This window comes from Yersinia hibernica (genome assembly GCF_004124235.1).
GTDB lineage: Bacteria > Pseudomonadota > Gammaproteobacteria > Enterobacterales > Enterobacteriaceae > Yersinia > Yersinia hibernica.
On record NZ_CP032487.1, the window covers coordinates 472,089 to 495,969 of the forward strand.

Consider the following 23,881-nt stretch of genomic DNA (forward strand, 5'->3'; position numbering starts at 1 on the left):
GGGGCACTTATTTCTCTACCTTGCGATCTGTTGGGTAGCAGTTTTTCTATCATAGGTGCAGATCAGAGGTCTGTCCTGTTTGCTTAAAATAATTATTTCCAACATTTACCAGATGGTTATTCTGTTTCAATCTCTCATTTACTCTGTGTGATTCTGTAATTTTATGTAAATTCAGCATCAATGACTAATTTTGGTGGAACTTAAGCCCATACCCCAGGTCTATTACTCTGCAATTATCTTACGCTACCTGTGATCTTGGTCGCTAAGCCGAGCAAAGGTACGTATTGGTGTTAAGGGAGGAAAGTAAAACAATGAGGATCTTCCAACGTTACAATCCGGCAAAAATCGCGATGTATGTCAAAACGCTATTTCGCGGTCGGTTGTATATCAAAGATATGGGGGCTTTTGAGTTTGATAAGGGCAAAATTTTAATCCCGAAAGTTAGGGATAAACGCCACTTTGAGGTGATGTCCGAAGTTAACCGGCAAGTGATGCGCTTGCAAATGGAAGTTTAGTGACACCACCGAACTGAATTAATCGCGGCCCCTAATTAGGGGCCGCTACTGTTTTCAGCCGTCGCGCTTTTGCTTAGCTGAGCGGCTATGCATCACTGCTTTCATGCGGGGCTTTTGGCAGTATTGGCGCGGGTTGGTCACTGAGCCTGGTGACCAATAACTGATCGATTTTGTAGCTATCAATGTCTACCACTTCAAATTTGTAGCCAGCATATTTGACAAAATCGGTGCGCTTTGGAATTTTGCGCAGCATATACATCATAAAGCCGCCGATGGTTTCATAATTGCCGGACTGCGGGAATTCATCGATATGCAGCACGCGCATAACATCCTCAATCGGGGTACCGCCCTCAATCAGCCATGAGCTTTCATCCCGGGCCACAATCTGTTCTTCTTGCCCTTGGCCCACTAAATCACCCATCAGAGTGGTCATCACATCATTCAGAGTAATTATTCCAACGACCAAAGCATACTCGTTGAGGATAACGGCAAAGTCTTCACCGGCGGTCTTGAAACTTTCCAGTGCTTCAGAGAGTGTCAGGGTGTCCGGCACAATCAATGCCGAGCGGATTTGTACCCCACTGCTGAGCACTAAACTTTGGTTGCCCAAGACTCGGTTCAATAAATCTTTGGAGTCAACATAGCCCACCACTTGGTCGATATGGCCATCGCACACCAGGAATTTGGAATGCGGATGGGTCGAAATCTTCTCTTTGATGCTGTCTTCACTTTCCCGCAGATCAAAATAAATCACACTTTCGCGCGATGTCATTGAGGAGGGAACGGTGCGGGATTCCAGTTCAAAAACGTTTTCAATCAGTTCGTGCTCTTGCTTACGTAACACCCCCGCCAATGCGCCCGCCTCCACGACGGCGTAGATATCATCTGAGGTGATATCATCATTGCGAACCATTGGTAGCTTAAATAGGCGGAAAATCAGATTTGCCATTCCATTGAAGAACCAAACTAATGGGCGACAAATCATCAGACAGAAGCGCATTGGGTTGACGATCCGCACGGCGACCGCTTCAGGTGAAATCATACCGATGCGTTTCGGGGTTAAATCTGCAAACAGAATAAATAAGCTGGTCACCAAGACGAATGAGCAAACGAAGCTGACTTGATCAGCAAGTTCAGGCGACATAAAGCGCTCAAATACCACCTTGAAAGAGGGGGAAAATGCGGCATCGCCGACAATACCACCGAGGATGGCGACGGCATTGAGCCCAATCTGCACCACGGTGAAGAAGATCCCCGGTGTTTCTTGTAATTTAAGAACCCGTAAGGCGTTGATATCGCCTTCGTCTGCCAGAAGTTTTAGTTTAATTTTGCGCGATGCTGCCAGTGAAATCTCGGATAACGAGAAAAAGGCACTCACTGCGATTAAAAATAGAATCAGTAAAATACTGTTTAACATAATCTGTCCGTGTCGTACCGACGAGAGTGCCGGCGATCGTAAGAAAGGGCCATACCATTCTTTGGGTTAATTCAATTTTGTCTGCAAGATCACGGCAGAAAGCCATGATCGGGCTGAGTCAACAGCCCGAATAGTATAACCCGTCTTACTTTAAGTTGCAGCGGTGTTAGCTGCGTTCACTTACTTGAATAACCTGCCTGAATAAGTTCATTGGAACTCATTCATTTGCTGCTGACCCAGAACGTCAGGTCACTGAGTTAGCGGCGGCAATAAGTGCATGCGGGCAGCTTTACAGATTAGGCGGCATACAAACACCGATACCCCCTAAACCACAGTATCCATGTGGATTTTTGTATAAATATTGCTGGTGGTCATCCTCGGCGTAGTAAAAGGGCAGGGCGGCGGCTATCTCACTGGTTATGACCCGGCTGTCCCCGGCTTTTTCCATGGCGCGTTGGAACAATGCTTTGCTCTCTTGAGCCTGCGCTTGCTGCTCGGGTGTCAATACGTAAATGGCTGAGCGGTATTGTGTGCCCACATCGCCCCCTTGGCGCATTCCTTGCGCGGGATCGTGATTTTCCCAGAAAATCTGCAGTAATTGCTGGTAGCTAATGATGGCCGGGTCAAAAACCACCCGAACCACTTCCGCATGCCCTGTACGGCCACTGCATACTTCATGATAGGTTGGGTTTGGGGTCGATCCACCACTGTAGCCCGCCGCGGTGCTATAGACCCCCGGTTGTTGCCAAAACAGGCGCTCGACCCCCCAGAAACAGCCCATCGCGAAAATGGCAACTGCCATACCTTCAGGAATATGTGTCATGGAGTGCCCATTCACCACGTGCAGAGTTGCGACCGGCATCGGTGTCAGTCGCCCCGGTAAAGCATGCGCGGCATCAATGACGGTAGTTTTATCAAAATTTTGCACCACAATAGACTCCGATGTTGACAGTGAATCCTAAGTTTACAGTAAATAACTAACAAGATGTTTACAGTGAATGACCATAGACAGTTGTATCTGATGGCGAGTTTGCACACAATAAGACTCATTCCGCATTAATGTAGCGGCTTAAGGTGGAGTTTTAGGGGTAACCGGCTTAAATCGGCCTTTTACGCGAAATGATAGTGTGTGTGATGCCACTGTTTTCAAATACCCGTAAGATCATTTTTTACAGGAAAGTAGACCTAAAAGATTTCAGGCGGCAGAAAAGTGATGGGCAAAAGCGGCTCACACATCTGTAACTTGAAAGATGACGGGGATAAAATTCATTAGGAGTACGCGTGCCACGATACCCTATTCTGTGTTTTTTGTGTGTATTGCTCGCCACACCTATTGCCTATGCCGCCAATGTGCGGTTGCAGGTCGAGGGTCTTAGCGGGGATTTAGAACGAAATGTCAGGGCGCGTTTATCCACGATTGGCACTGATGAAGTCACCGCCGATGGGCGCTTTCGCTCCCGGGTGGATGAAGCTATTCGCCAAGGGTTGCGTGCTTTGGGTTATTACGACCCAACCATCACTTTTGATTTACAAGAGCGCCCAGCGCCCGCCCGTTCGGTGTTAATTGCCCAGGTGGTGCCTGGCGAGCCGGTCTTGATTGCTGGGGTGGATATCGTGTTGCAAGGCGGGGCGAAAACCGACCCCGATTATCTGGCATTGGTGCGCCGAGATACCCCCAAGATTGGCTCAGTGCTCAATCATGGTGAGTTTGATAATTTCAAAAGTTCGCTGACCAGCTTGGCATTACGCCGAGGTTATTTTGACGCCAATATGATCAAAAGCCAGCTGGGTGTTGCCGCTGAACTGCGCCAAGCTTTCTGGGATATTGATTTTGACAGTGGTGAGCGCTACCGCTTTGGTAAAGTCATCTTTCAAGGCTCGCAAATCCGCGAAGATTATCTGCAAAATTTAGTGCCCTTCCATGAGGGGCAGCTGTACTCGGCGGATGATTTGGCAGAGCTGAACCGCCGACTTTCTGCCACTAACTGGTTTAACTCCGTGGTGGTTTCGCCGGATTTCCGCGATGCCAGAAAAACGAAAGTTTTGCCGCTTGATGCCGTGGTGACGCCACGAACCGAAAACACGGTGGAGCTGGGGGGCGGCTATGCCACGGATGTCGGCCCGCGCCTGACCGCCAGTTGGCGTAAACCCTGGGTGAACTCCTATGGCCACAGCCTGACCACCAGCACCACACTGTCGGCACCTGAGCAGACACTGGATTTCAGCTATCGGATCCCACTGCTCAAAAACCCACTTGAACAATATTATCTGTTGCAGGGCGGGTTTAAACGCACTGATCTGAATGACACCAAATCAGATACCACGACACTTAACGTTGCCCGCTTCTGGGATTTATCCAGTGGTTGGCAGCGCGCGATAAACTTGCGCTGGAGTCTAGATCACTTTACTCAGGGCAGTGTCACGGACACCACTATGCTGCTGTATCCGGGGGTGAGCATCAACCGCACCCGCCAGCGCGGTGGTGCCATGCCGGTCTGGGGCGATAGCCAACGCTATTCTATTGATGTGTCTGATACTACCTGGGGGTCTGATGTGGATTTCGGCATCTTCCAGGCGCAAAACGTGTGGATAAGAACTCTGGGCGAGAAAAATCGCTTTGTGGTGCGCGGCAATGTCGGTTGGATTGAAACGAATAACTTTGACCGCGTGCCGCCGTCATTGCGCTTCTTCGCTGGCGGTGATCGCAGTATTCGTGGCTATAAATTCCGCGATGTTTCCCCGCGCGACAGCGAGGGTAAGTTAACCGGGGCCTCTAAATTGGCCACCGGCTCGGTGGAATATCAATATAACGTCACCGGCCGCTGGTGGGGGGCGGTATTCGTCGATACCGGTGAAGCCGTCAATGATATTCGCAAAAGTGATTTAAAAACCGGCGCTGGGTTTGGGGTGCGCTGGGCTTCTCCGGTTGGCCCGATTAAACTGGATATCGCGAAGCCTATTGGTGACAACGAAGCACGTGGCGTGCAATTTTACATCGGTTTGGGGCCTGAACTATGACGTCGGTAAAGGGATGGCGGTGGCTAAAGAGACTTTGTATTGCGTTTCTGCTCATTATTCTGCTGCTGGTCGGGGCGCTGGTGGGCTTACTCGGCACTACCAGTGGTTTGCATTTTGTCATCAACAGTGCTGCACGATGGGTACCTGGCTTGGATATTGCCAGTGTCAGCGGTGGTTGGCGCTCACTTACCTTAACAGGCATTCAATACCAAATGCCGGGTGTCACCGTGAAAGCGGGGCAATTTCATCTGTCATTGCAGCTCTCTTGCCTAAAACGTAGCGAATTATGTGTTAATGCCCTGACAGCCCAAGATATTGATGTGGTGGTGGACACCAAAGCCATGGCACCTGCGGCCCCGGCACCCGCCAGCACCGAGCCGATGGGCGAGCTGAGTACCCCGTACCCCATCACTTTGCGCCTGTTGTCACTCAATAATGTCAAAGTCGCGATTGATGACACCGCGATTTCGCTGGATGAATTCCGTACTGGCGCACATTGGCAACAGCGCGCACTGGACTTAATGCCGACTAAAATCAGCGGCTTATTAATCGCATTGCCGAAAACTGCGCCGGCCATTGTTCCCGAGGCCGCGCAGCCGGCGGTTGACACCGCACTTGCGGTTAAAGAGGCGGTTGCACCACCGGCGGCCACCCCCGCAGTAGCAGAAACCCCGCTGGGTGAAACTTTAAACGCGTTATTTGCCAAGCCATTATTGCCAGATTTACCGGATTTTCGTTTGCCCTTGGATGTGAATATTAAGGAAATTTCAGGGCAACAGCTGCGGCTGACTGGCGACAGCGACATACTCATCAGTGATATTTTGCTGCGCGCTAGCACCCAAGAAAATCGCATCACACTGAATACACTGGATATTAAATCACCGCAGGGGGGAGTGTCAGCCCATGGTGAGGCGACGCTGGCGGATAAGTGGCCGCTGAGTATGGTGGTTAACAGCGCGTTGAATATCGAGCCGCTGAAAGGTGAGAAAGTCAAACTGACTGTTGGCGGCGCATTGCGTGAGCAGCTCAAGGTCGAACTCAATTTGTCTGGCCCGGTCAGCGCACAGTTGGAGGCCGAAACGGCATTAGCGCAAGCGGGGTTGCCGCTGGCACTGACTCTGCAAAGTCAACAACTGCGCTGGCCATTGAGTGGCGAGCCTCAGTTCCAGCTTGATAATCTCAGAATGCGCTTCAATGGGCAGGCGACAGATTATGCGCTCTCCATTCGCTCAGATTTTAAAGGAACAGATTTACCGCCCGCGCTATTAACCTTGGATGGCAAAGGCAATATTGAGCAATTCAATCTAACGCGCTTACGTCTGGCGGCACTGCAAGGCAATACTGACTTGACCGGTGTGGTGGATTGGCGCAAAGCCATTAGCTGGAACTCGGTGTTAACCTTATCGGGCATTAATACCGCTAAACAGTGGCCGGAGTGGCCGGCAAAATTGGACGGTAAGATTGTGACCCGCGGCAGTCTCCATGGTGGAAGCTGGCAATTACAGGTGCCGGAACTGACGTTGGACGGCAATGTGAAACAGAATCGCGTCACCGCGCGCGGATCATTGACCGGGAATGCGGCGGGTCAGTGGCATATTCCTGGCATCAATCTGGCACTGGGGCGCAACAAGCTGGATGTCAAAGGCGATTTGAATGACAACTGGCTGCTCGATGCCAATGTCGATGCGCCGCAACTTGATGGCGCGTTGCCGGGGCTAGGCGGCGTGGTGAAAGGAACACTGAAATTACGCGGCAACCTTACAGCGCCACAATTGCTGGCGGATCTCACCGCGAACCGCCTGCAATGGCAAGAATTGACGATTAATCGGGTCAAAATTGATGGTGATGTCCGCTCGACGGATCAAATTCAGGGGCAGTTGGCCATTCGGGTCGAGCAGCTCAAACAAGCTGATTTGCTGGTCAGCCTATTGACGTTGGATGCCCGTGGCAGTGAAAAACAGCATCAATTACGTCTCAATATGCAAGGTGAGCCGGTATCGGGCCAGTTGGCGCTGGAGGGCAGTTTCGACCGCCAGCAGGAGCGCTGGCGCGGTACCCTCAATAACACCCGCTTTGATACGCCAGTCGGCGAATGGCGCTTAAGCCGTGCCATTGCCCTGGACTACCAAAATACACTCGAGCGGGTCACTATCGGGCCACATTGTTGGCTTAATCCGAATGCGGAACTGTGTGTGCCGCGCGCGATTGAAGCTGGCCCAAGTGGGCAGGCGACGGTGGTGCTCAATCGTTTTGATTTAGCGATGATAACGCCATTCCTTGGCCCCGATACCACCATGAGCGGGGTGTTCACTGGCCGGGCCGATGTTAGCTGGCAAGCCGGAGGCAGTTTGCCGGATGTGCGGGTATCACTCAGTGGCAATGGCGTCAAAGTGCAGCAAATGGTGCAGGGCAATCCACTGCCGATTGCTTTTGAAACACTGAATCTGAATGGCGGCTTGGCGAATGGGCAGGTGCGGGCCGATTGGTTAGTTAAGATTTTGAATAATGGTCAATTTTCCGGCCAGGTGCAGGTTGCAGACCCGCAGGGGCGGCGCAATCTATCCGGTAATATTGCTATCAGTAATTTCTCGCTGGCAATGATTAATCCTATTCTGAGTGACGGCGAAAAAGCGAGCGGCGCATTAAATGCCAACCTGCGTTTAGGCGGCAATGCGAAAAGCCCGTTAGTCTTTGGCCGCCTGGCGCTGGATAACGTAGATGTTGATGGCAGTTGGATGCCATTTGATATCACCGACGGGCGTCTGGTGATGAATTTTGACGGCATGACCTCGACTCTGGAGGGGTTGATTCGCACCTCTCAGGGGCAGCTCAATCTTGCTGGGGATGCCGACTGGCGTGATATCAATGCCTGGCGCGCCCGCATTGCCGCCAAAGGTAATAGACTGCGGGTCACCATCCCACCGATGGTGCGGATTGATGTGTCGCCGGATATTGTGTTTGAAGCCACGCCGCAACTCTTTACGCTCAATGGCTCGGTCGATATCCCGTGGGCGCGCATTACCGTGCAGGAAGTGCCGGAAAGTGCCGTCGGTGTCTCGCCTGATGAAGTGATGCTCAATAATGATTTGAAGCCTATTTCACCGCGCTCTGCCAGTATCCCGATTAACAGTAATCTGGTTATTCGGGTTGGTAATGATGTGCGGCTGAATGCATTTGGTCTGAAAGCGCGCCTACAGGGCGATTTAAAAATGGTGCAGGACCAGCGGGGCTTGGGCTTAAATGGGCAGATTAATATTCCGTCCGGCAGTTTCCGTGCTTATGGTCAGGATTTAATTGTTAACAAAGGGGTGTTGTTATTCTCAGGCCCTCCGGATCAGCCGCTGCTTAATATTGAGGCAATCCGCAATCCTGATGCCACCGCCGATGGTGTGACCGCGGGTGTGCGGGTGACCGGTATGGCGGACTCACCACGGCTGGAGATCTTCTCAGACCCGACGATGTCCCAGCAAGAAGCCCTCTCCTATCTGCTGCGGGGGCAGGGGCTGGGCAATTCAGGGGCTGATAGTGGCCTGATGACCTCAATGCTGGTGGGGATGGGGGTTGCGCAAAGTGGTAAACTGGTGGGTAAAATCGGCGAGGCATTTGGCGTCAGTAACTTGGCGCTGGATACTCAGGGGGTGGGTGATAGCTCACAAGTCGTCGTGAGCGGCTATGTGACTAAAGATCTGCAAATAAAGTACGGTGTGGGTATATTTGACTCGCTGGCGACGTTAACATTACGTTATCGGTTGATGCCTAGGTTGTATCTGGAAGCGGTGTCTGGTATTGATCAGGCATTAGATGTGCTTTATCAGTTTGAGTTCTAACAATGCGAATTATTGTCTACGGTAGTTTACGGCGCAAGCAAGGTAATAGTCACTGGATGACGGACGCCCAGTTATTGGGCGAACATGATCTGGAAGGCTTTGATATGTACAACTTAGGTCATTATCCGGCAGTTGTTCCCGGAAGTGGCACTGTGCATTGTGAAGTCTATCGGATTAATTCATCTATTATGAATGAGTTAGATGAACTAAAAAGTAATACCAAAGATTATCGGCGTGAGTTGATCCAGACGCCTTACGGCAGTGCCTGGATATACCTTTACCGTTTACCGGTTGAGGGTTTACCCCGCATTTACAGTGGTGATTGGCTCAAACGCCATGAAGAAAATGATAAGCCGCAAAGCTAGATAAGCATAAAAAACACCGCGCAAAGACGGTGTTTTTACTGTTTACGCCAAAAGGCACTTCGTGAAGAGGTGCCTTTTTGTTTTGTGCAACAGAGAGTTACTTCTTCGCGCGCTCGAAAGAGGACAGAATTTCGGCTTTCGCCGCTGCGGCATCTTCCCAACCGTCAACTTTCACCCACTTGCCGGTTTCCAGATCTTTGTAATGCTCAAAGAAATGTTTGATTTGTGCTTTCAGCAGCTCTGGCAGGTCTTGCACGTCTTTAACGTGGTCATATTCTTTGGTCAGTTTGCTGTGTGGCACCGCGACCAGCTTGGCATCTTCGCCAGCTTCGTCAGTCATTTTCAGCACCCCAACTGGGCGGCAACGAATGACGGAACCTGGCTGCAACGGATATGGCGTTGGCACCAACACATCAACCGGGTCACCATCTAATGACAAGGTGTTGTTGATGTAGCCGTAGTTGCACGGATAGAACATGGCGGTCGACATGAAACGGTCGACAAACAGAGAGCCAGTCTCTTTATCAATCTCATATTTGATAGGGTCTGCATTGGCAGGGATTTCAATCACAACATAAATATCTTCTGGCAGGTCTTTACCTGCGGGTACTTGGTTCAAGCTCATGTCGGTTTCCTTTTATCAAACCAGAAATGGAGTGCTGGCTATTATAGCCAAGTCTTATCTGAATTCCTGTCCTTTTCACTGCTTGATGACGGTGAGATTGCCTGAATCAAGGCCATTATATTGAGATAAAATACCGTGATTATCTAAATGTATCTATTTTAAGCTGTTTTTCTGGTGATGGTTCAAGACGATTTTCTAGCAGCCGATAACTTAATCAAACAATAAGACCGTCCACTGTACTGCTAACGCTTTGTAATCTTAATCATTTTCACATGACCGGGAAAAACCGATGTTAAAAAAGATTACCATTAAAAATGGGCTTATTGCTCAACTAAGCCTTATGTCATTGATTTTACTGATTGTAAGTATCATTGGCATTAATTCAATCCAGGAAAGCTCAGGTGCATTACAGGCCATCAATCAAATTCAAGGGGAAGAGTTAGGTTCATTATCCAATAGTTTTAATGCCACATTAAGTGCCAGAACTGAAGCGGCCTTGGCCATTCATCAATTAGAAATCGGCCTGATTGATGAATCATTACAAACAGCAAAGGAGGCTGAGGCTTCATTAGCATTATCGCAACATGAAATGGCGCGTTTTGTCAGCGCGGTAACTGACCGGGGAGACGGGCAGGCGCTGGCGACTAACATCCAAAAAAGCTATAAAAATTATATTGATAAGGGCGTTATTCCCATGTTGGCCGCCATCAAGGCGGGCTATGCTGATGAATATTATGATGTACTGGAAAAGAATATTACGGCTATCAGCAAAGCTTTTAATAATGATGTCGCCACTTTTCGCAGTTATGCGCTGAATGCTGGCCAACTGCAAATCACTAAAGCCAATAATGCCGCCAAAATTAAATTGGCCATCATTGTGGCTGCGGGATTGATCACTTTGTTCTCTGCGGTACTGGCGTGGTTTGCACTTAAATACATTATTTTGCAACCGCTGGAACAATCAATTCATCAGTTGGAATATATAGCTGCTGGTGATTTGACCCACAGTATTAACAGTGAGGGCAATACGGAGTTAGCTCGACTGGCAAGAGCACTGGAAACCATGCAGCAATCGCTGGTGGTTTCTGTCAGTAATGTGCGGGATGTGGGGGGGCAAATTGGGGTCGGTTCGCGGGAATTAGCCGCGGGTAATAGCCATTTGGCTGAACGAACGGAAGAGTCGGCGTCTTCATTAGAGCAAACTGCGGCCAGTATGGAGCAGTTGACTTCGACGGTAAAAATGAATGCAGAAAACTCGGATCAAGCCAATCGCCTGGCGATGAGTGTGTCGGATATTGCCAGTAAAGGGAGTGAAGCGGTCAGCCATGTGGTGGATAAAATGCAGGCCATAACCACCAGCTCACGGCGTATCTCGGATATTATTGCCGTGATTGATGGCATTGCATTTCAGACTAATATTCTGGCACTTAACGCGGCGGTTGAGGCGGCCAGAGCCGGTGAGCAAGGGCGCGGCTTTGCCGTGGTTGCCGGTGAAGTGCGTAATTTGGCACAACGTAGCGCACAGTCAGCCAAAGAAATTAAAGACTTAATTATCGAATCACAAAACCGGGTGCGGGAAGGTGCGGATATGGCTGAATCGGCAGGAAAAACCATGCATGAGATTGCCGACGAAGTCGGCCGGGTGACCGCATTAATGCGCGAAATTTCTGCGGCTTCTTATGAGCAAAGCAGTGGAATTGAGCAAGTGAATGTGGCTATTGCGCAAATGGATCAAGTCGCGCAACAGAACGCCGCATTAGTTGAGCAAGCCGCGGCCGCGACACACTCATTAGAAGAGCAAGCTGATGCGCTGTCAGCCAGTATGGCGGTATTTAAATTGCAAGGCGATAAATTCGCTGTTGTAGCATAAAAAACAGCGGCTTAGGTGCCGCTGCTCTCTGACATACATCAAGCCACCCACCGGTGGCTTGTGAAATGATTGCCGATAATTACTGCACTTCTTCATCTGGGAATTTAGCGATAAAACCTTCTGCATCTTCAACCATGGATTTGGTGCCGACGAAGAAAGGTGCGCGCTGGTGCAGTTTTTCCGGCACGATATCCAGAATGCGGTTAACCCCATCAGTGGCTTTCCCTCCGGCTTGCTCCGCCAGAAATGCCATTGGGTTGCATTCATACAGCAAGCGCAGTTTCCCTTGTGGGTGGCTGGCGGTGCTTGGATAAATATAGATGCCGCCTTTCAATAGGTTGCGATGGAAATCGGCCACCAGTGAGCCAATGTAGCGCGAAGTGTAAGGGCGCTTGGTCGCTTCATCCTGCTCTTGGCAATATTTGATGTATTTCTTCACACCCAGCGGGAATTTAATGTAGTTCCCCTCATTGATGGAATACATGCAACCGGTTGCGGGATAACGCACTTTTTCGCCGGATAAACAGAAAACACCCAGCGACGGATCATAAGTGAAAGTGTGGACGCCATAGCCCGTGGTATACACCAACATGGTCGACGAACCATACACCACATAACCTGCTGCAACTTGCTTGGTGCCCGGTTGCAGGAAGTCAGCTTCAGTAATGGGGGTGCCAAATGGGGTAATGCGGCGATAGATAGAGAAAATAGTCCCGACGGACACATTGACATCAATATTTGAAGAGCCATCTAGCGGGTCCATCAGAACCACATATTTGGCATTTTCTGCTCGTCCACCATCAAAGATAACAATATCATCTTCTTCTTCGGAGGCGATACCCGCCACTTCCCCACGAGCTTTAAGGGCGGCTTTCAATTTTTCATTGGCAAATAAGTCCAGTTTCATCTGGTCTTCGCCCTGAATATTGGAAACACCGCTAGCACCTAAAATATCAACCAGACCCGCTTTATTGATATCGCGGTGGATAATTTTGGCGCCAAGTTTGATTGCTGAAAGTAATGCAGTTAATTCGCCGGTGGCGTGAGAGAAATCCAGTTGTTTCTCAACGATGAATTCGCCTAACGTTTTCATGACACAATCCCTGAATCTACGGTTAAATATCGATTTATTCGCACCCAATACACTTGATGTTCGCAGTGTAGCCCAAAGGAGATAATGATTCATAGGCAATTCCATTTCTTCTCTTTGATTCTGAGCGGTAGAATGGGTGCAAACTCGAAGCTGATTAATCCGGAAAATTTATGCGTATTCACATATTAGGTATCTGCGGCACTTTTATGGGCGGGCTGGCAATGCTTGCTCGCTCATTGGGTCATGAAGTGACGGGATCGGATGCTAACGTGTATCCCCCGATGAGCACGCTGCTGGAAAACCAGGGGATCGACTTGATTCAGGGTTATGATCCTGTGCAGCTCAACCCAGTGCCTGATTTAGTTATCATCGGCAATGCTATGACCCGTGGTAATCCGTGTGTTGAAGCAGTATTAGAGCAAGGTATTCCTTATGTTTCCGGCCCTGAGTGGTTACATGACCACGTGTTGCCCGGGCGCTGGGTATTGGCGGTAGCCGGAACTCACGGCAAAACCACCACCGCCGGGATGGTGGCCTGGATCCTAGAAGCCTGTGGCTATGAGCCAGGGTTTGTCATTGGTGGGGTTCCGGGTAATTTCGACGTCTCCGCGCGTCTAGGGAATAGCCCATTCTTTGTGATTGAAGCTGATGAATATGATTGCGCCTTCTTTGATAAGCGCTCTAAATTTGTTCACTACAGCCCAAGAACTTTGATCATGAATAACCTTGAGTTTGATCATGCTGATATTTTTGATGATCTCAAGGCTATCCAAAAACAATTCCACCATTTGGTTCGCATTGTGCCGGGGCAGGGTAAAATCATTGTTCCAGATAATGATAACCACCTAAAACAGGTGATGGCGATGGGATGCTGGAGTGAGCAAGAGTTTGTCGGCGAAAGTGGCAGTTGGTTGGCCCGTAAAGTATCGACGGATGCCAGTGTCTATGAAGTGCTCCTTGAGGGGGAATTAGTCGGTGAGGTCAGTTGGTCACTGGTGGGCGAACACAATATGCATAATGGCTTGATGGCTATTGCAGCAGCCCGCCATGTTGGCGTCTTGCCCGCAGATGCATGTCGCGCTCTCGGGGATTTTATTAATGCCCGTCGCCGGTTGGAATTACGCGGTGAAGCTCATGGTGTCACGGTTTATGATGATTTTGCTCATCACCCAACGGCCATCCTTGCCACATTAGCGGCTCTGCGCAGCAAAGTCGGCGGCACGGCGCGCATTTTGGCGGTGCTGGAACCGCGTTCTAACACCATGAAATTGGGGTTATGCAAAAACGAACTCGCCCCCTCATTAGGGCGCGCGGATGAAGTATTTCTGTTCCAGCCGCAACATATTCCTTGGCAAGTGGTGGAAGTGGCTGAAGCCTGTATTCAGCCCGCGCATTGGAGCGCTGACATTGATACTCTGGTTGATATGATTGTGAAAGCGGCGCAGCCGGGTGATCACATTTTGGTGATGAGCAACGGCGGGTTTGGTGGAATTCACGATAAGCTGTTGAGTGAATTAGATAAAAAAGCCGAACAGGAATCACTGCCTCAGGATTAAAGTGGATAAAAAAAGCCCCCGTCGAGCGGGGGAAAAGGGTTCGTCGGATAGACGACGAGGGATTATTCGGTTGTTGTGCAGATTGAACTGACCAACTTGTTTCAATGAATATTCTATTCAATCTGCTGCAATGAATATCTCAACAGATTGAATAAACCATCATGTTCCAAAGTATGCCCCTCTGAGCGGGGCATTTACTTTCACTCTGGCAGCTGAATTTTATTTATAAATCTTGGCTGTTGCGTGCCAATTATTCTCTTCGCGTGCTTCGATAACTTTGTATGCTTTAGCCCCCATGGTATCTGCTTTATCAGACAATGCCTGACGAATATCAGAAGGCGCTCCATTCAAGCCACTGACGGAAATAGTCCCCATCGGCTGCAAGTTAACTGCTTGATTTTCACTGATTGAATCAGCTGAAAAAACACCAAATGACAGAGCAGATAGAATGCTTATGGTTGCGATTGTAGTTTTAACTTTCATATTATTGCCTCTATTTATTCTTTTATCACTTCGATGGAAGTGTGATTTACGTCACGAAAATGAGTATACAGCTAGTCACTAAGAATATTAATAGCGCGCTAATAATATTTAACGTCACTTTATCGTGAGTTACTATTTTTTAAGAACAAAAAGGAATAAAAAATGATTAAAAAACAGCTGTTTTACAAAAAAATGTAATCTTATCAAATTGATAAGTTCTTTTGACCAAAAGTGCGAAAAGTTATGGTGACTTTCACCATAAAGAGAATAAAAACAGGGTTGTCTGGTGGTTTTAAACAGTAATGGCAGCTAAATGCCCTATTTATGGTAGGCAGGCAATAGAGATAAACATGAAAAGAGATAATGCGGCATATAAAAGCCGCATCAGAATATTGGCCGTGAATTAAAGTTCTTGTTCGAACAAACGGAGGATAGCCTCATGTAACTGTTCGACGGTGAAACCCCTAGCTGGAGTAGTGAAAATAGTGTCATCCCCCGCGATGCTGCCGAGAATACCTTCCGCTTTACCTAATGAGTCCAGCAGACGGGCGATCAATTGGGCCGCTCCTGGGCTGGTATTAATCACCACAACCGAATCATTATAATCGACATCTAATACCAGATTTTTGAGCGGGCTGCTGGTTGTCGGAACCCCTAATTCAGCAGGCAAACAGTAAACCATCTCCATTTTTGCATTACGCGTTCTGACCGCACCAAATTTGGTCAACATGCGCGAAACTTTGGACTGGTTAATATTTTCAAAGCCTTCTTCCTGCAAGGCCAAAACAATTTCGCCTTGAGAACTGAATTTCTCTTCTTTCAATAACGCTTTAAACGCCTTGATAAGATCTTCTTGTTTGGCGGGGTTACGCATTTTTTGTGCCCTGAACAGTCAATAGTGAATAGGATTATTATGCATATAAATGAATTTTTATTCAACACGACTATAGAGTATTGGTGATAAAAGCACTGATATCAAGGTGCGCTGGAATTGTAACATTATCCTGCTGTTACGATTATGCTAAATCAACTTTTATTAACATTCGAGTCGAGTAACTAAAATGTTATTAAAATGATGTTGTTTTGATGTAAAGGAAGGGTGTAATGTAACCGCCGATTAACCGGTCACGAATACCGTGAAGGAATTTTAGAATAATGTGCGCTATATCATTAATGAATAAGCGATTTAATCTAAAATACACCAACCTTATGCGCTTTTTTGATGCGTGATATCTCAATCTGACTGTTAATAGATTGTGTTTAAAATCGCAATAAACTAAGGTTCGTAAATAGATGAATTCACGGCAAATTTAAATTAAATATAATAAGGAGTATAGGATGAAAGTTGCAGTTCTCGGTGCCGCTGGTGGTATCGGCCAGGCCCTCGCTCTTCTACTCAAGACCCAGCTTCCTTCAGGTTCAGACCTCTCTTTATATGATATCGCGCCAGTGACCCCTGGTGTTGCGGTTGATCTGAGCCATATTCCGACCGCTGTTAATATTAAAGGCTTCAGCGGTGAAGATGCTACCCCGGCCCTACAAGGGGCAGATATTGTTCTGATTTCTGCGGGTGTTGCACGTAAACCCGGCATGGACCGTTCAGACTTGTTCAATGTCAACGCGGGTATCGTTCGTAATCTGGTTGAGCAAATTGCCCGCACTTGCCCGAAAGCATTAATCGGTATTATTACTAACCCGGTTAATACCACGGTGGCGATTGCAGCCGAAGTGCTGAAAAAAGCCGGTGTTTACGACAAAAATAAATTATTCGGTATTACTACACTGGACACCATTCGTTCGAACACCTTTGTTGCTGAGCTGAAAGGCAAGCAACCTCAGGATATCGAAGTGCCGGTTATTGGCGGCCACTCAGGTGTTACCATCCTGCCATTACTTTCACAAATTCCAGGAATCAGCTTCACAGAGCAAGAAGTTATTGATCTGACTAAGCGTATCCAGAATGCAGGGACTGAAGTTGTTGAAGCTAAAGCCGGTGGCGGGTCTGCGACTCTGTCTATGGGGCAGGCTGCTGCGCGCTTTGGCCTTTCTTTGGTTCGCGCTCTGCAAGGCGAGAGTAATGTGGTGGAATGTTCTTACGTTGAGGGCGACGGCAAATATGCTCGTTTCTTCGCGCAGCCTATTCTCTTGGGTAAAGACGGCGTGGCAGAACGTAAAGATATCGGCAAACTGAGTGCTTTTGAACAACAGGCACTGAACAGCATGCTGGATGTGCTGCACAAAGATATTGAGTTAGGCGAGCAGTTTGTGAAATAAATCAGTGTAGCAGGGGCTAAAGCAGCCCCTGAAATCACGCCATCAACCGCCGCAGCAGTATATCGGCGGTTTTTTTATGGCTGAGTAATAGGTTGCCGTATCCTCATTTTGCGATCCAGAAGATCGCCAGTTTTTGCGTCAAAATAGCGAGTTGGCCAGATTTCGGAAGGATGAATGTCCAGGCATTCTGCAATCAACCATTCCCCCTTAGGCCAAGGGCGGGTTAGCGCATTAGCAAGCGTGGATGAGCTTAACCCTGCTTTGCGAGATAGCGCTGCCAAAGTGGTGTCTTTTTTACGTAGCGCAGCAATGATGTCGGCTGGGTGCCAATCAGATTTCCTTAAAATCATCTTTAATCCTTTTTTTTTCTAAGTGGCTGACGTGTTAGTGATATAAATAACGGTACATTGTTAATCGTACTGTGAACATAAAGTAATCATTTAGAAGCATAGTAACATTTATTTTCTGAAAGATTTTAAATGTTTTCTAAATATTCCTTTTTTGTGTCACAACGCATATTAGGAAGCAACGCCATGAAAAAAGAGTGGTTTGCCGCTAAGGAGTTGGCAGGTCTTGATGGATTACCGTCATCACCACAAGGAGTAAACCTCATGGCTAAACGTGAGGGATGGGAACAGCGCCGCCGCCGTGGTGTTCAAGGGAAGGCTGTCGAATATCATATTGAGAGCTTGCCTATCACCATATTGAATTCATTGCAGTTAAGGGAAGAACCTGCCCAGTATACGGCGACGCGACAAGACCCGCTGGTACTATGGGTTGAAGCCTATTATCGTTTTACCGAGGCTGAACGTGAGCAAGTCATTACATTTATTTTTCGTGAGGGCGCTAAAAGTCTAATAGAGCGATTGACGGCAGATTAGTGTGGATGAGTTGCTGTTTTTGTGACCAATGAAAAAACTCCGACCATTGCGCCGGAGTTTCTAAATAATTTCTTAAAATGAACGTTGTACAGCAATGTGCGCCAACCCTTCCAGAGCTTGGCGATATTCGCTGTCAGGGAGAACCTGCAAAGCCGCAATGGCTTTATCAGCTTCTTCCTCAGCACGCTGGCGCGTATAATCCAGTGAGCCGCACTGCTGCATTGCAACTAATACCGGTGTGAGTAAATGGCGGCCATTTCCTTCTTCAATCGCCCGTCGAATCATGGCGGCTTGTTCTGGCGTGCCATGATTCATTGCATGCAGTAAAGGCAGTGTTGGCTTGCCCTCATTCAGGTCATCACCGGTATTTTTACCTAAAGTGGTGCCATCGGAACTGTAATCCAGCAGATCATCAATAAGTTGGAAAGCCGTGCCCAGATAGCGGCCATAATTCTGCAAGGCCAGCTCTTGTTCTTCACTGGCATCTGCCAGTATGGCAGCAGACTGCGATGCAGCTTCGAACAAGCGCGCGGTTTTGCTATAGATGACCTGCATATAGTTTTCTTCAGTGATGTCCGGGTTATTGCAGTTCATGAGCTGCAAAACTTCGCCTTCAGCAATCACGTTGGTTGCGGCTGACATCAATGTCAGGACACGCAGTGATTCAAGGCTGGTCATCATCTGGAATGAGCGGGTATAGATGTAGTCACCCACCAGCACGCTGGCAGCATTGCCAAATGCAGCATTAGCGGTGGCTTTACCCCGGCGCATATCTGATTCATCGACCACATCATCATGCAGCAGCGTGGCGGTATGGATAAATTCAATCAATGCGGCGACCGTGATATGCTTACTGCCCTGATAGCCCAGTGCTCGAGCCACCAAAACAGCGATCATCGGGCGGATACGTTTGCCACCGCCACTGATAATGTAATGGCCCAATTGATTGATAAGAACAACATCCGAGTTCAATTGGTCGAGAATTGTTGTATTTACCGCCGCCATATCTGGCGCGGTTAAGTCGATAATCTTTTCTAGGTTCATTGTTATATTCAGCTGTTTTTCTCTTTAACTGCGATGAGATTACCGCCCACATTATTACATGACGTTCCCTGAGACTATGATTGTACTTGAAAAATTCATCAAATAAACGAGATGTAAGAAACTGTGCTTTTTTTCTTCTCTTGGGCTGATTATATACTTGTCATTCACTACATTTTTGCGTAGAATTCGCGCCCTATTGTGAATATTTATAGTGCGCTCTGGACTACAAAAGTGGAGTGCGCGGAAAGCGGAGTTTTATATGTACGCGGTTTTCCAAAGTGGTGGTAAACAACACCGAGTAAGCGAAGGTCAAACCATTCGCCTGGAAAAGCTGGACATCGCAACTGGTGAAACTGTTGAGTTTGACCAAGTTCTGATGATTGCTAACGGTGAAGAAATTAATATCGGCGCTCCTTTAGTCGATGGTGGCAAGATCAAGGCTGAAGTAGTTGCTCACGGTCGTGGCGAGAAGATTAAGATTGTTAAATTCCGTCGTCGTAAGCACTACCGTAAGCAGCAAGGTCATCGTCAGTGGTTCACTGATGTTAAAATCACCGGCATCAGCGCTTAAGATTTAGGAGAGCGGATAAATGGCACATAAAAAGGCTGGTGGCTCGACTCGTAACGGTCGTGACTCCGAAAGTAAACGTCTTGGCGTAAAACGTTTTGGCGGCGAAGCAGTTCTGGCAGGCAGCATCATCGTTCGTCAGCGTGGCACTAAGTTCCATGCAGGCATCAACGTAGGTTGCGGCAAAGACCATACTCTGTTTGCTTTGGCTGACGGTAAAGTCAAGTTCGAAGTTAAAGGCCCGAAAAACCGTAAATTTATCAGCATCGAAGCTGAATAAGTTTTTCGCGTCCTGTAAATAGATGTAAGCCCTGCAATTTCGTTGCGGGGCTTTTTACATTTCTGGGTTAACCCCCCTGGTAAAAAATGGATACGAAGCAGCAGGCTGGTTTAGGTATTTTTTTGGCACTAACCACTGCGGTATTCTGGGGTGCCTTGCCGATTGCTATGAAGCAAGTGCTTGAAGTCATGGAGCCTTATACCATTGTTTGGTATCGCTTCATGATGGCGGCTATCGGCTTGGGGATTATTCTGGCTACACGTCGTCAGTTGCCTCCTGTTAAACTTTTTCGCCAACGTCGCTGGTTAGTCTTATTGATTATTGCGACCTGCGGCTTGCTGGGGAATTTCATCTTCTTCAGCTCATCATTACAATATCTTAGTCCGACGACATCTCAGGTTATCGGGCAACTTTCGCCGGTTGGGATGATGGTTGCCAGTGTACTGATTTTAAAAGAGCGGATGCGCATCACTCAAGTGATTGGCGCGGGGATGCTGATTTGCGGGCTGCTGCTATTTTTTAACACCAGTTTGCATGAAATCTTTACCCGCCTGACTGATTACACTCTTGGGGTGGCATTGGGGGTCTGTGCTGCGGTGGTCTGGGTCAGTTATGGTGTCGCCCAGAAAGTGCTATTAAGGCGTATGGCATCGCAACAAATCTTATTATTGTTGTACACTTTATGTGCAATCGCATTGTTCCCATTAGCAAAACCAGCCGTTATTTTTCAGCTAAATGGGTGGCAGTTTGCCTGTTTACTTTTTTGCGGGGTTAATACCCTGGTTGGTTATGGTGCCTTGGCTGAGGCCATGGCGCGCTGGCAGGCAGCGCAGGTAAGCGCACTCGTCACCTTGACGCCGCTGTTTACCTTGTTTTTTTCAATTTTATTGGCGCTGATTTTGCCCGATATGTTCGCCGCACCTTCTCTTAACTTTGTGGGATATGTCGGCGCATTCGTGGTGGTGGCCGGTGCCATGTTTTCCGCCATTGGGCACCGTTGGTGGCCACGTCGGACAGAAATAAATCAGGTTGCTGCACAAAAGCAGCAGCCCGGTGAATGATTTACGGAGAGAGTAAATGAAGTTTGTAGATGAAGCCGCGATTCTGGTTGTAGCGGGTGACGGCGGTAATGGTTGTGTCAGTTTCCGTCGCGAAAAATATATTCCTAATGGCGGCCCTGATGGTGGTGATGGTGGTGATGGCGGCGATATTTACCTGCTGGCCGATGAAAACCTCAACACACTGATTGACTACCGTTTTGTGAAATCTTTCCGTGCCGAACGTGGTGAGAATGGCCAGAGCCGTGACTGTACCGGCAAACGCGGTAAAGATATCACGATCAAAGTGCCTGTTGGGACCCGTGTACTCGACCAAGCGACGGGTGAAATTGTCGGTGATATGACGCGCCATGGTCAGCGCCTGATGGTCGCAAAAGGCGGTTTCCACGGGTTGGGCAATACCCGCTTCAAATCCTCGGTAAACCGTGCTCCTCGTCAGAAAACGATGGGGACTGAGGGCGAAACGCGTGAGCTGATGCTGGAGCTGCTGTTACTGGCTGATGTGGGGATGTTGGGCTTACCGAATGCTGGTAAATCAACCTTTATCCGCGCTGTTTCTGCGGCTAAACCCAAAGTGGCTGATTATCCCTTTACGACACTGATCCCTAGTCTGGGTGTGGTGCGTATGGATCACGAGCAAAGCTTTGTGGTTGCCGATATTCCCGGCCTGATTGAAGGTGCATCCGACGGTGCGGGCTTAGGTATTCGTTTCCTTAAACATTTGGAACGTTGCCGCGTATTGTTGCATTTAGTGGATTTAGCCCCGATCGATGAATCTGATCCGGTTGAAAATGCCAAAATCATTATTAATGAGTTACAGCAATACAGCGAAAATCTTGCTCAGAAGCCACGCTGGCTGGTGTTCAATAAGATTGACCTGCTAGACCCTGAGGAAGCTGAAGTGCGCGCTAAGGCTATCGTAGCGGCTCTGGGATGGGAAGATAAGTATTATATGATCTCGGCGGCGAATCGCGATAACGTGAACGCCTTATGTTGGGATGTAATGAACTTCCTTAACTCACAACCTAAAGCGATGGCAATTGCGGAAAGTACGCCGGAAAAAGTTGAATTCATGTGGGATGATTACCATCGTGAGCAATTGGCTGAAGTGGAAGCCGAAGCTGAATCAGAAGATGACGATGATTGGGATGAAGAAGACGATGACGGCGTAGAGTTTATCTACGAACGTTAAGCTCCCTGAGGCTAATAGCCTGTCATCTGAGCCGGGGCTGCCATTCGTGGTGGCCCTTTTTCTTGGTAAATAACTATTTGATATAAAAGATATTTAGGTGTGCGCTGTCGGTATCCAGCATTGCGCTGTTAACCCGGAGCGTTCAGTGCGGTTTTCGAGGGTTAATTTGCCTTGGTGCAGTTGAGCAATCCGAATCACAATATTCAGCCCTAAGCCACTGCCACCATAGCGCTGATCCATGCGGCGAAATGCCTGAGTCAGTTCACCGGCTTGTTCCTGCTTTATTCCTGGCCCCTCATCAATCACTTGCAATAAAGCGCTCTGAGTTTCAGTCGACAACTTGACTGAAATTTGGCTGCCAATTGGGCTATAGCGATGGGCATTTTCAACCAAATTACGCAGCATCAAACGCAGTAATGTGGCATCGCCCTGAGTTTGAGCAACCGCGGGGAGTTCCCATCGTAAAGTCTGCTGCCGTTGGGCGCACATTTCTTGTAATTCTTCTTTCAGCGGTTGCACGACATTTTCTATCCAATCGAGTGTCTGATAAAGACCACTGGCAAAATTCTGCCCCGCCCGTGACAGCATCAACAATTGTTCAATAGTATGTATCAATAAATCAATGCGGCTGATGAGCGGCTTGCTTTCTGTAATACCTTGTTGCTCCATCAACTCCAAGTGCAGCCGGATACCGGCCAGAGGCGTGCGTAGCTCGTGTGCTGCATCGGCGGTGAACAGGCGCTCCTGCGCAATGGTATTGGATAGCCGGGATAGCAGTTGATTCAGGGTTGAGGTTACTGAGACAATTTCTTGCATGTCACTGTTAACCACAACGGGAGTGAGATTATCTGCAGAGCGCTCGGCCAATTTCTGCTGCAGTTGGTCCAGTGGCCGAATAATCCAACTGATTGCCCAGAAAGAGAGCAACAGAGTGATGGCCATCATAATCAGTGATGGCGCGAGCAGTGATGCTATGGCCTCGGCTATTTCGGTATCAACCCGCTCATTACGCACTTTGGCACTGAGCGTTTCATCAACCAAAAAGCTAATTTGCTCTTGGCTTTCATGCCATAGCCAAAATGCACTGATTAATTGGGTAGCCAACAATATTAATGCCAACATCAAGATGAGACGCCGCCGCATACTGATCATCATTGTGCTTCCAATCGGTAGCCAATACCCCGGATAGTCCGAATACGATCTTTACCCAATTTGCGCCGGAGATTATGGATATGAACTTCCAGTGTATTGGAGCCGAGATCATCATTCCAAGTATACAGATCCTGTTGCAGTAACTCGCGATTGACGGTTTGTCCGGCGCGCATGATTAAACGCGAAAGAATCGCAAATTCTTTCGGTGTGACTTCCAGCGGCTGCCCCTGCAAACACACTTGTTGTGTTGATAAATTAAGGCTCAGGTCATCTTGCTGCACCAGATTGTCACTTTGCCCTTGATAGCGGCGGATCAGTGCTCTAACTCGGGCCAGTAACTCTGCGAGCGCGAACGGTTTTATCAGATAATCGTCAGCACCGGCATCCAGCCCGTCAACTCTATCTTCAAGTGCATCGCGGGCGGTCAGAATAAGCACCGGCAACGTGATATGCTGACGCCGCCATTGGTGCAGCAATACGCCACCGTCTTGATCCGGTAAACCGAGATCGAGAATAACCATGCTGTACTGACTGGTGAGTAACAAACTATGCGCTTGTGCCGCGGTGCCCGCGCAATCACAGGCATAACCGGCGCTGGTCAGCGCCATGGCTATCCCTCGTTGTAGCAATTCATCATCTTCAACAATCAGTAGTTTCATCGTT

22 protein-coding genes are annotated in these 23,881 nt (G+C 48.4%); 12 read left to right on the forward strand and 10 right to left on the reverse strand.

Annotated features, from left to right (window positions below; all coding sequences use genetic code 11):
- Positions 1-311 precede the first annotated feature (311 nt).
- Positions 312-515 carry a DUF1107 domain-containing protein gene (locus D5F51_RS02285; RefSeq protein ID WP_025379712.1) on the forward strand — a complete coding sequence of 68 codons (204 nt, stop codon included), beginning with the start codon at positions 312-314 and terminating at the stop codon, positions 513-515.
- 85 nt (positions 516-600) lie between these two features.
- Here D5F51_RS02285 and paeA read toward each other — a convergent pair whose 3' ends face one another.
- Both paeA and msrA read right to left on the reverse strand, forming a co-directional pair.
- Positions 601-1,932: a polyamine export protein PaeA gene (gene paeA / locus D5F51_RS02290; protein WP_025379711.1), complete on the reverse strand. Its 1,332-nt coding sequence runs from the start codon at positions 1,930-1,932 to the stop codon at positions 601-603.
- A gap of 289 nt (positions 1,933-2,221) precedes the next feature.
- The gene (msrA, locus tag D5F51_RS02295; RefSeq protein WP_129199135.1) at positions 2,222-2,860 is read right to left on the reverse strand and encodes a peptide-methionine (S)-S-oxide reductase MsrA; all 639 of its coding nucleotides are present in this window, start codon (positions 2,858-2,860) and stop codon (positions 2,222-2,224) included.
- Between the two features lie 353 nt (positions 2,861-3,213).
- Between msrA and tamA the strand changes: the two genes are divergently transcribed.
- From tamA to D5F51_RS02310, 3 genes are read left to right on the forward strand one after another with little or no spacing between them, the layout of a single operon-like run.
- A complete protein-coding gene (gene tamA / locus D5F51_RS02300; RefSeq protein WP_129195491.1) occupies positions 3,214-4,950 on the forward strand; it encodes an autotransporter assembly complex protein TamA in 1,737 nt (578 codons plus the stop codon).
- On the forward strand, positions 4,947-8,777 hold the full coding sequence (tamB, locus tag D5F51_RS02305; RefSeq protein ID WP_145507703.1) for an autotransporter assembly complex protein TamB: 3,831 nt from the start codon (positions 4,947-4,949) through the stop codon (positions 8,775-8,777). Before tamA ends, tamB begins: the two co-directional genes overlap by 4 nt.
- Before the next feature lie 2 nt (positions 8,778-8,779).
- Positions 8,780-9,142, forward strand: a complete 363-nt coding sequence (locus tag D5F51_RS02310; RefSeq protein WP_129195492.1) for a gamma-glutamylcyclotransferase family protein — start codon at positions 8,780-8,782, stop codon at positions 9,140-9,142.
- A gap of 97 nt (positions 9,143-9,239) precedes the next feature.
- Here the strand turns inward: D5F51_RS02310 and ppa are convergent, their stop codons facing one another.
- Complete coding sequence (gene ppa, locus D5F51_RS02315; protein ID WP_002210169.1) at positions 9,240-9,767, reverse strand: inorganic diphosphatase; 528 nt, start codon at positions 9,765-9,767, stop codon at positions 9,240-9,242.
- A 289-nt stretch (positions 9,768-10,056) separates the two neighbouring features.
- On the opposite strand from ppa, the gene D5F51_RS02320 reads away from it, so the two are divergent.
- Positions 10,057-11,637, forward strand: a complete 1,581-nt coding sequence (locus tag D5F51_RS02320) for a methyl-accepting chemotaxis protein (RefSeq protein ID WP_129195493.1) — start codon at positions 10,057-10,059, stop codon at positions 11,635-11,637.
- A 79-nt stretch (positions 11,638-11,716) separates the two neighbouring features.
- Here the strand turns inward: D5F51_RS02320 and fbp are convergent, their stop codons facing one another.
- A complete protein-coding gene (gene fbp, locus D5F51_RS02325; RefSeq protein ID WP_025379705.1) occupies positions 11,717-12,730 on the reverse strand; it encodes a class 1 fructose-bisphosphatase in 1,014 nt (337 codons plus the stop codon).
- Positions 12,731-12,900: 170 nt separating this feature from the next.
- Between fbp and mpl the strand changes: the two genes are divergently transcribed.
- Entirely contained in the window at positions 12,901-14,286 is a 1,386-nt protein-coding gene (gene mpl / locus D5F51_RS02330; RefSeq protein WP_129195494.1) for a UDP-N-acetylmuramate:L-alanyl-gamma-D-glutamyl-meso-diaminopimelate ligase, read from the forward strand.
- A gap of 219 nt (positions 14,287-14,505) precedes the next feature.
- Here mpl and yhcN read toward each other — a convergent pair whose 3' ends face one another.
- Complete coding sequence (gene yhcN, locus D5F51_RS02335) at positions 14,506-14,769, reverse strand: peroxide/acid stress response protein YhcN (protein ID WP_129195495.1); 264 nt, start codon at positions 14,767-14,769, stop codon at positions 14,506-14,508.
- A 403-nt stretch (positions 14,770-15,172) separates the two neighbouring features.
- Positions 15,173-15,643 (reverse strand): transcriptional regulator ArgR, encoded by a 471-nt coding sequence (argR, locus tag D5F51_RS02340; RefSeq protein ID WP_004389210.1) that lies wholly within the window; start codon positions 15,641-15,643, stop codon positions 15,173-15,175.
- A gap of 464 nt (positions 15,644-16,107) precedes the next feature.
- Here argR and mdh point away from each other — a divergent pair, with 464 nt between their 5' ends.
- Positions 16,108-17,043 (forward strand): malate dehydrogenase, encoded by a 936-nt coding sequence (gene mdh / locus D5F51_RS02345; RefSeq protein ID WP_087769082.1) that lies wholly within the window; start codon positions 16,108-16,110, stop codon positions 17,041-17,043.
- 74 nt (positions 17,044-17,117) lie between these two features.
- Here the strand turns inward: mdh and D5F51_RS02350 are convergent, their stop codons facing one another.
- The gene (locus D5F51_RS02350; RefSeq protein ID WP_129195496.1) at positions 17,118-17,393 is read right to left on the reverse strand and encodes a helix-turn-helix domain-containing protein; all 276 of its coding nucleotides are present in this window, start codon (positions 17,391-17,393) and stop codon (positions 17,118-17,120) included.
- A gap of 183 nt (positions 17,394-17,576) precedes the next feature.
- On the opposite strand from D5F51_RS02350, the gene D5F51_RS02355 reads away from it, so the two are divergent.
- Complete coding sequence (locus D5F51_RS02355) at positions 17,577-17,924, forward strand: DNA-binding protein (protein ID WP_025379701.1); 348 nt, start codon at positions 17,577-17,579, stop codon at positions 17,922-17,924.
- 72 nt (positions 17,925-17,996) lie between these two features.
- On the opposite strand, the gene ispB is transcribed toward D5F51_RS02355, so the two are convergent.
- On the reverse strand, positions 17,997-18,968 hold the full coding sequence (gene ispB, locus D5F51_RS02360) for an octaprenyl diphosphate synthase (RefSeq protein ID WP_129195497.1): 972 nt from the start codon (positions 18,966-18,968) through the stop codon (positions 17,997-17,999).
- Positions 18,969-19,227: 259 nt separating this feature from the next.
- On the opposite strand from ispB, the gene rplU reads away from it, so the two are divergent.
- The 4 genes from rplU to cgtA all read left to right on the forward strand — a co-directional run bounded on the left by rplU (position 19,228) and on the right by cgtA (position 22,066).
- Positions 19,228-19,539, forward strand: coding sequence for a 50S ribosomal protein L21 (rplU, locus tag D5F51_RS02365; RefSeq protein ID WP_004707048.1), 312 nt, complete (start codon positions 19,228-19,230; stop codon positions 19,537-19,539).
- A gap of 19 nt (positions 19,540-19,558) precedes the next feature.
- Positions 19,559-19,816 (forward strand): 50S ribosomal protein L27, encoded by a 258-nt coding sequence (rpmA, locus tag D5F51_RS02370; RefSeq protein WP_002210179.1) that lies wholly within the window; start codon positions 19,559-19,561, stop codon positions 19,814-19,816.
- A gap of 86 nt (positions 19,817-19,902) precedes the next feature.
- Positions 19,903-20,877 (forward strand): DMT family transporter, encoded by a 975-nt coding sequence (locus D5F51_RS02375; protein WP_025379699.1) that lies wholly within the window; start codon positions 19,903-19,905, stop codon positions 20,875-20,877.
- Between the two features lie 16 nt (positions 20,878-20,893).
- Entirely contained in the window at positions 20,894-22,066 is a 1,173-nt protein-coding gene (cgtA, locus tag D5F51_RS02380) for an Obg family GTPase CgtA (protein ID WP_129195498.1), read from the forward strand.
- Between the two features lie 93 nt (positions 22,067-22,159).
- Here the strand turns inward: cgtA and pmrB are convergent, their stop codons facing one another.
- A complete protein-coding gene (gene pmrB / locus D5F51_RS02385) occupies positions 22,160-23,218 on the reverse strand; it encodes a two-component system sensor histidine kinase PmrB (protein WP_025379697.1) in 1,059 nt (352 codons plus the stop codon).
- Positions 23,218-23,877, reverse strand: coding sequence for a two-component system response regulator PmrA (pmrA, locus tag D5F51_RS02390; protein WP_025379696.1), 660 nt, complete (start codon positions 23,875-23,877; stop codon positions 23,218-23,220). The genes pmrB and pmrA overlap by 1 nt, the downstream gene beginning before the upstream one ends.
- Between the last annotated feature and the right edge of the window lie 4 nt (positions 23,878-23,881).

Excerpts from the sequence above, each read along its gene's own strand:
- D5F51_RS02285 (WP_025379712.1), top strand. The coding sequence starts at position 312 with ATGAGGATCTTCCAACGTTACAATCCGGCAAAAATCGCGATGTATGTC.
- paeA (WP_025379711.1), bottom strand. The coding sequence starts at position 1,932 with ATGTTAAACAGTATTTTACTGATTCTATTTTTAATCGCAGTGAGTGCC.
- tamB (WP_145507703.1), top strand. The coding sequence starts at position 4,947 with ATGACGTCGGTAAAGGGATGGCGGTGGCTAAAGAGACTTTGTATTGCG.
- D5F51_RS02310 (WP_129195492.1), top strand. The coding sequence starts at position 8,780 with ATGCGAATTATTGTCTACGGTAGTTTACGGCGCAAGCAAGGTAATAGT.
- ppa (WP_002210169.1), bottom strand. The coding sequence starts at position 9,767 with ATGAGCTTGAACCAAGTACCCGCAGGTAAAGACCTGCCAGAAGATATT.
- D5F51_RS02320 (WP_129195493.1), top strand. The coding sequence starts at position 10,057 with ATGTTAAAAAAGATTACCATTAAAAATGGGCTTATTGCTCAACTAAGC.
- fbp (WP_025379705.1), bottom strand. The coding sequence starts at position 12,730 with ATGAAAACGTTAGGCGAATTCATCGTTGAGAAACAACTGGATTTCTCT.
- mpl (WP_129195494.1), top strand. The coding sequence starts at position 12,901 with ATGCGTATTCACATATTAGGTATCTGCGGCACTTTTATGGGCGGGCTG.
- yhcN (WP_129195495.1), bottom strand. The coding sequence starts at position 14,769 with ATGAAAGTTAAAACTACAATCGCAACCATAAGCATTCTATCTGCTCTG.
- argR (WP_004389210.1), bottom strand. The coding sequence starts at position 15,643 with ATGCGTAACCCCGCCAAACAAGAAGATCTTATCAAGGCGTTTAAAGCG.
- mdh (WP_087769082.1), top strand. The coding sequence starts at position 16,108 with ATGAAAGTTGCAGTTCTCGGTGCCGCTGGTGGTATCGGCCAGGCCCTC.
- D5F51_RS02350 (WP_129195496.1), bottom strand. The coding sequence starts at position 17,393 with ATGATTTTAAGGAAATCTGATTGGCACCCAGCCGACATCATTGCTGCG.
- D5F51_RS02355 (WP_025379701.1), top strand. The coding sequence starts at position 17,577 with ATGAAAAAAGAGTGGTTTGCCGCTAAGGAGTTGGCAGGTCTTGATGGA.
- ispB (WP_129195497.1), bottom strand. The coding sequence starts at position 18,968 with ATGAACCTAGAAAAGATTATCGACTTAACCGCGCCAGATATGGCGGCG.
- rplU (WP_004707048.1), top strand. The coding sequence starts at position 19,228 with ATGTACGCGGTTTTCCAAAGTGGTGGTAAACAACACCGAGTAAGCGAA.
- rpmA (WP_002210179.1), top strand. The coding sequence starts at position 19,559 with ATGGCACATAAAAAGGCTGGTGGCTCGACTCGTAACGGTCGTGACTCC.
- D5F51_RS02375 (WP_025379699.1), top strand. The coding sequence starts at position 19,903 with ATGGATACGAAGCAGCAGGCTGGTTTAGGTATTTTTTTGGCACTAACC.
- cgtA (WP_129195498.1), top strand. The coding sequence starts at position 20,894 with ATGAAGTTTGTAGATGAAGCCGCGATTCTGGTTGTAGCGGGTGACGGC.
- pmrB (WP_025379697.1), bottom strand. The coding sequence starts at position 23,218 with ATGATCAGTATGCGGCGGCGTCTCATCTTGATGTTGGCATTAATATTG.
- pmrA (WP_025379696.1), bottom strand. The coding sequence starts at position 23,877 with ATGAAACTACTGATTGTTGAAGATGATGAATTGCTACAACGAGGGATA.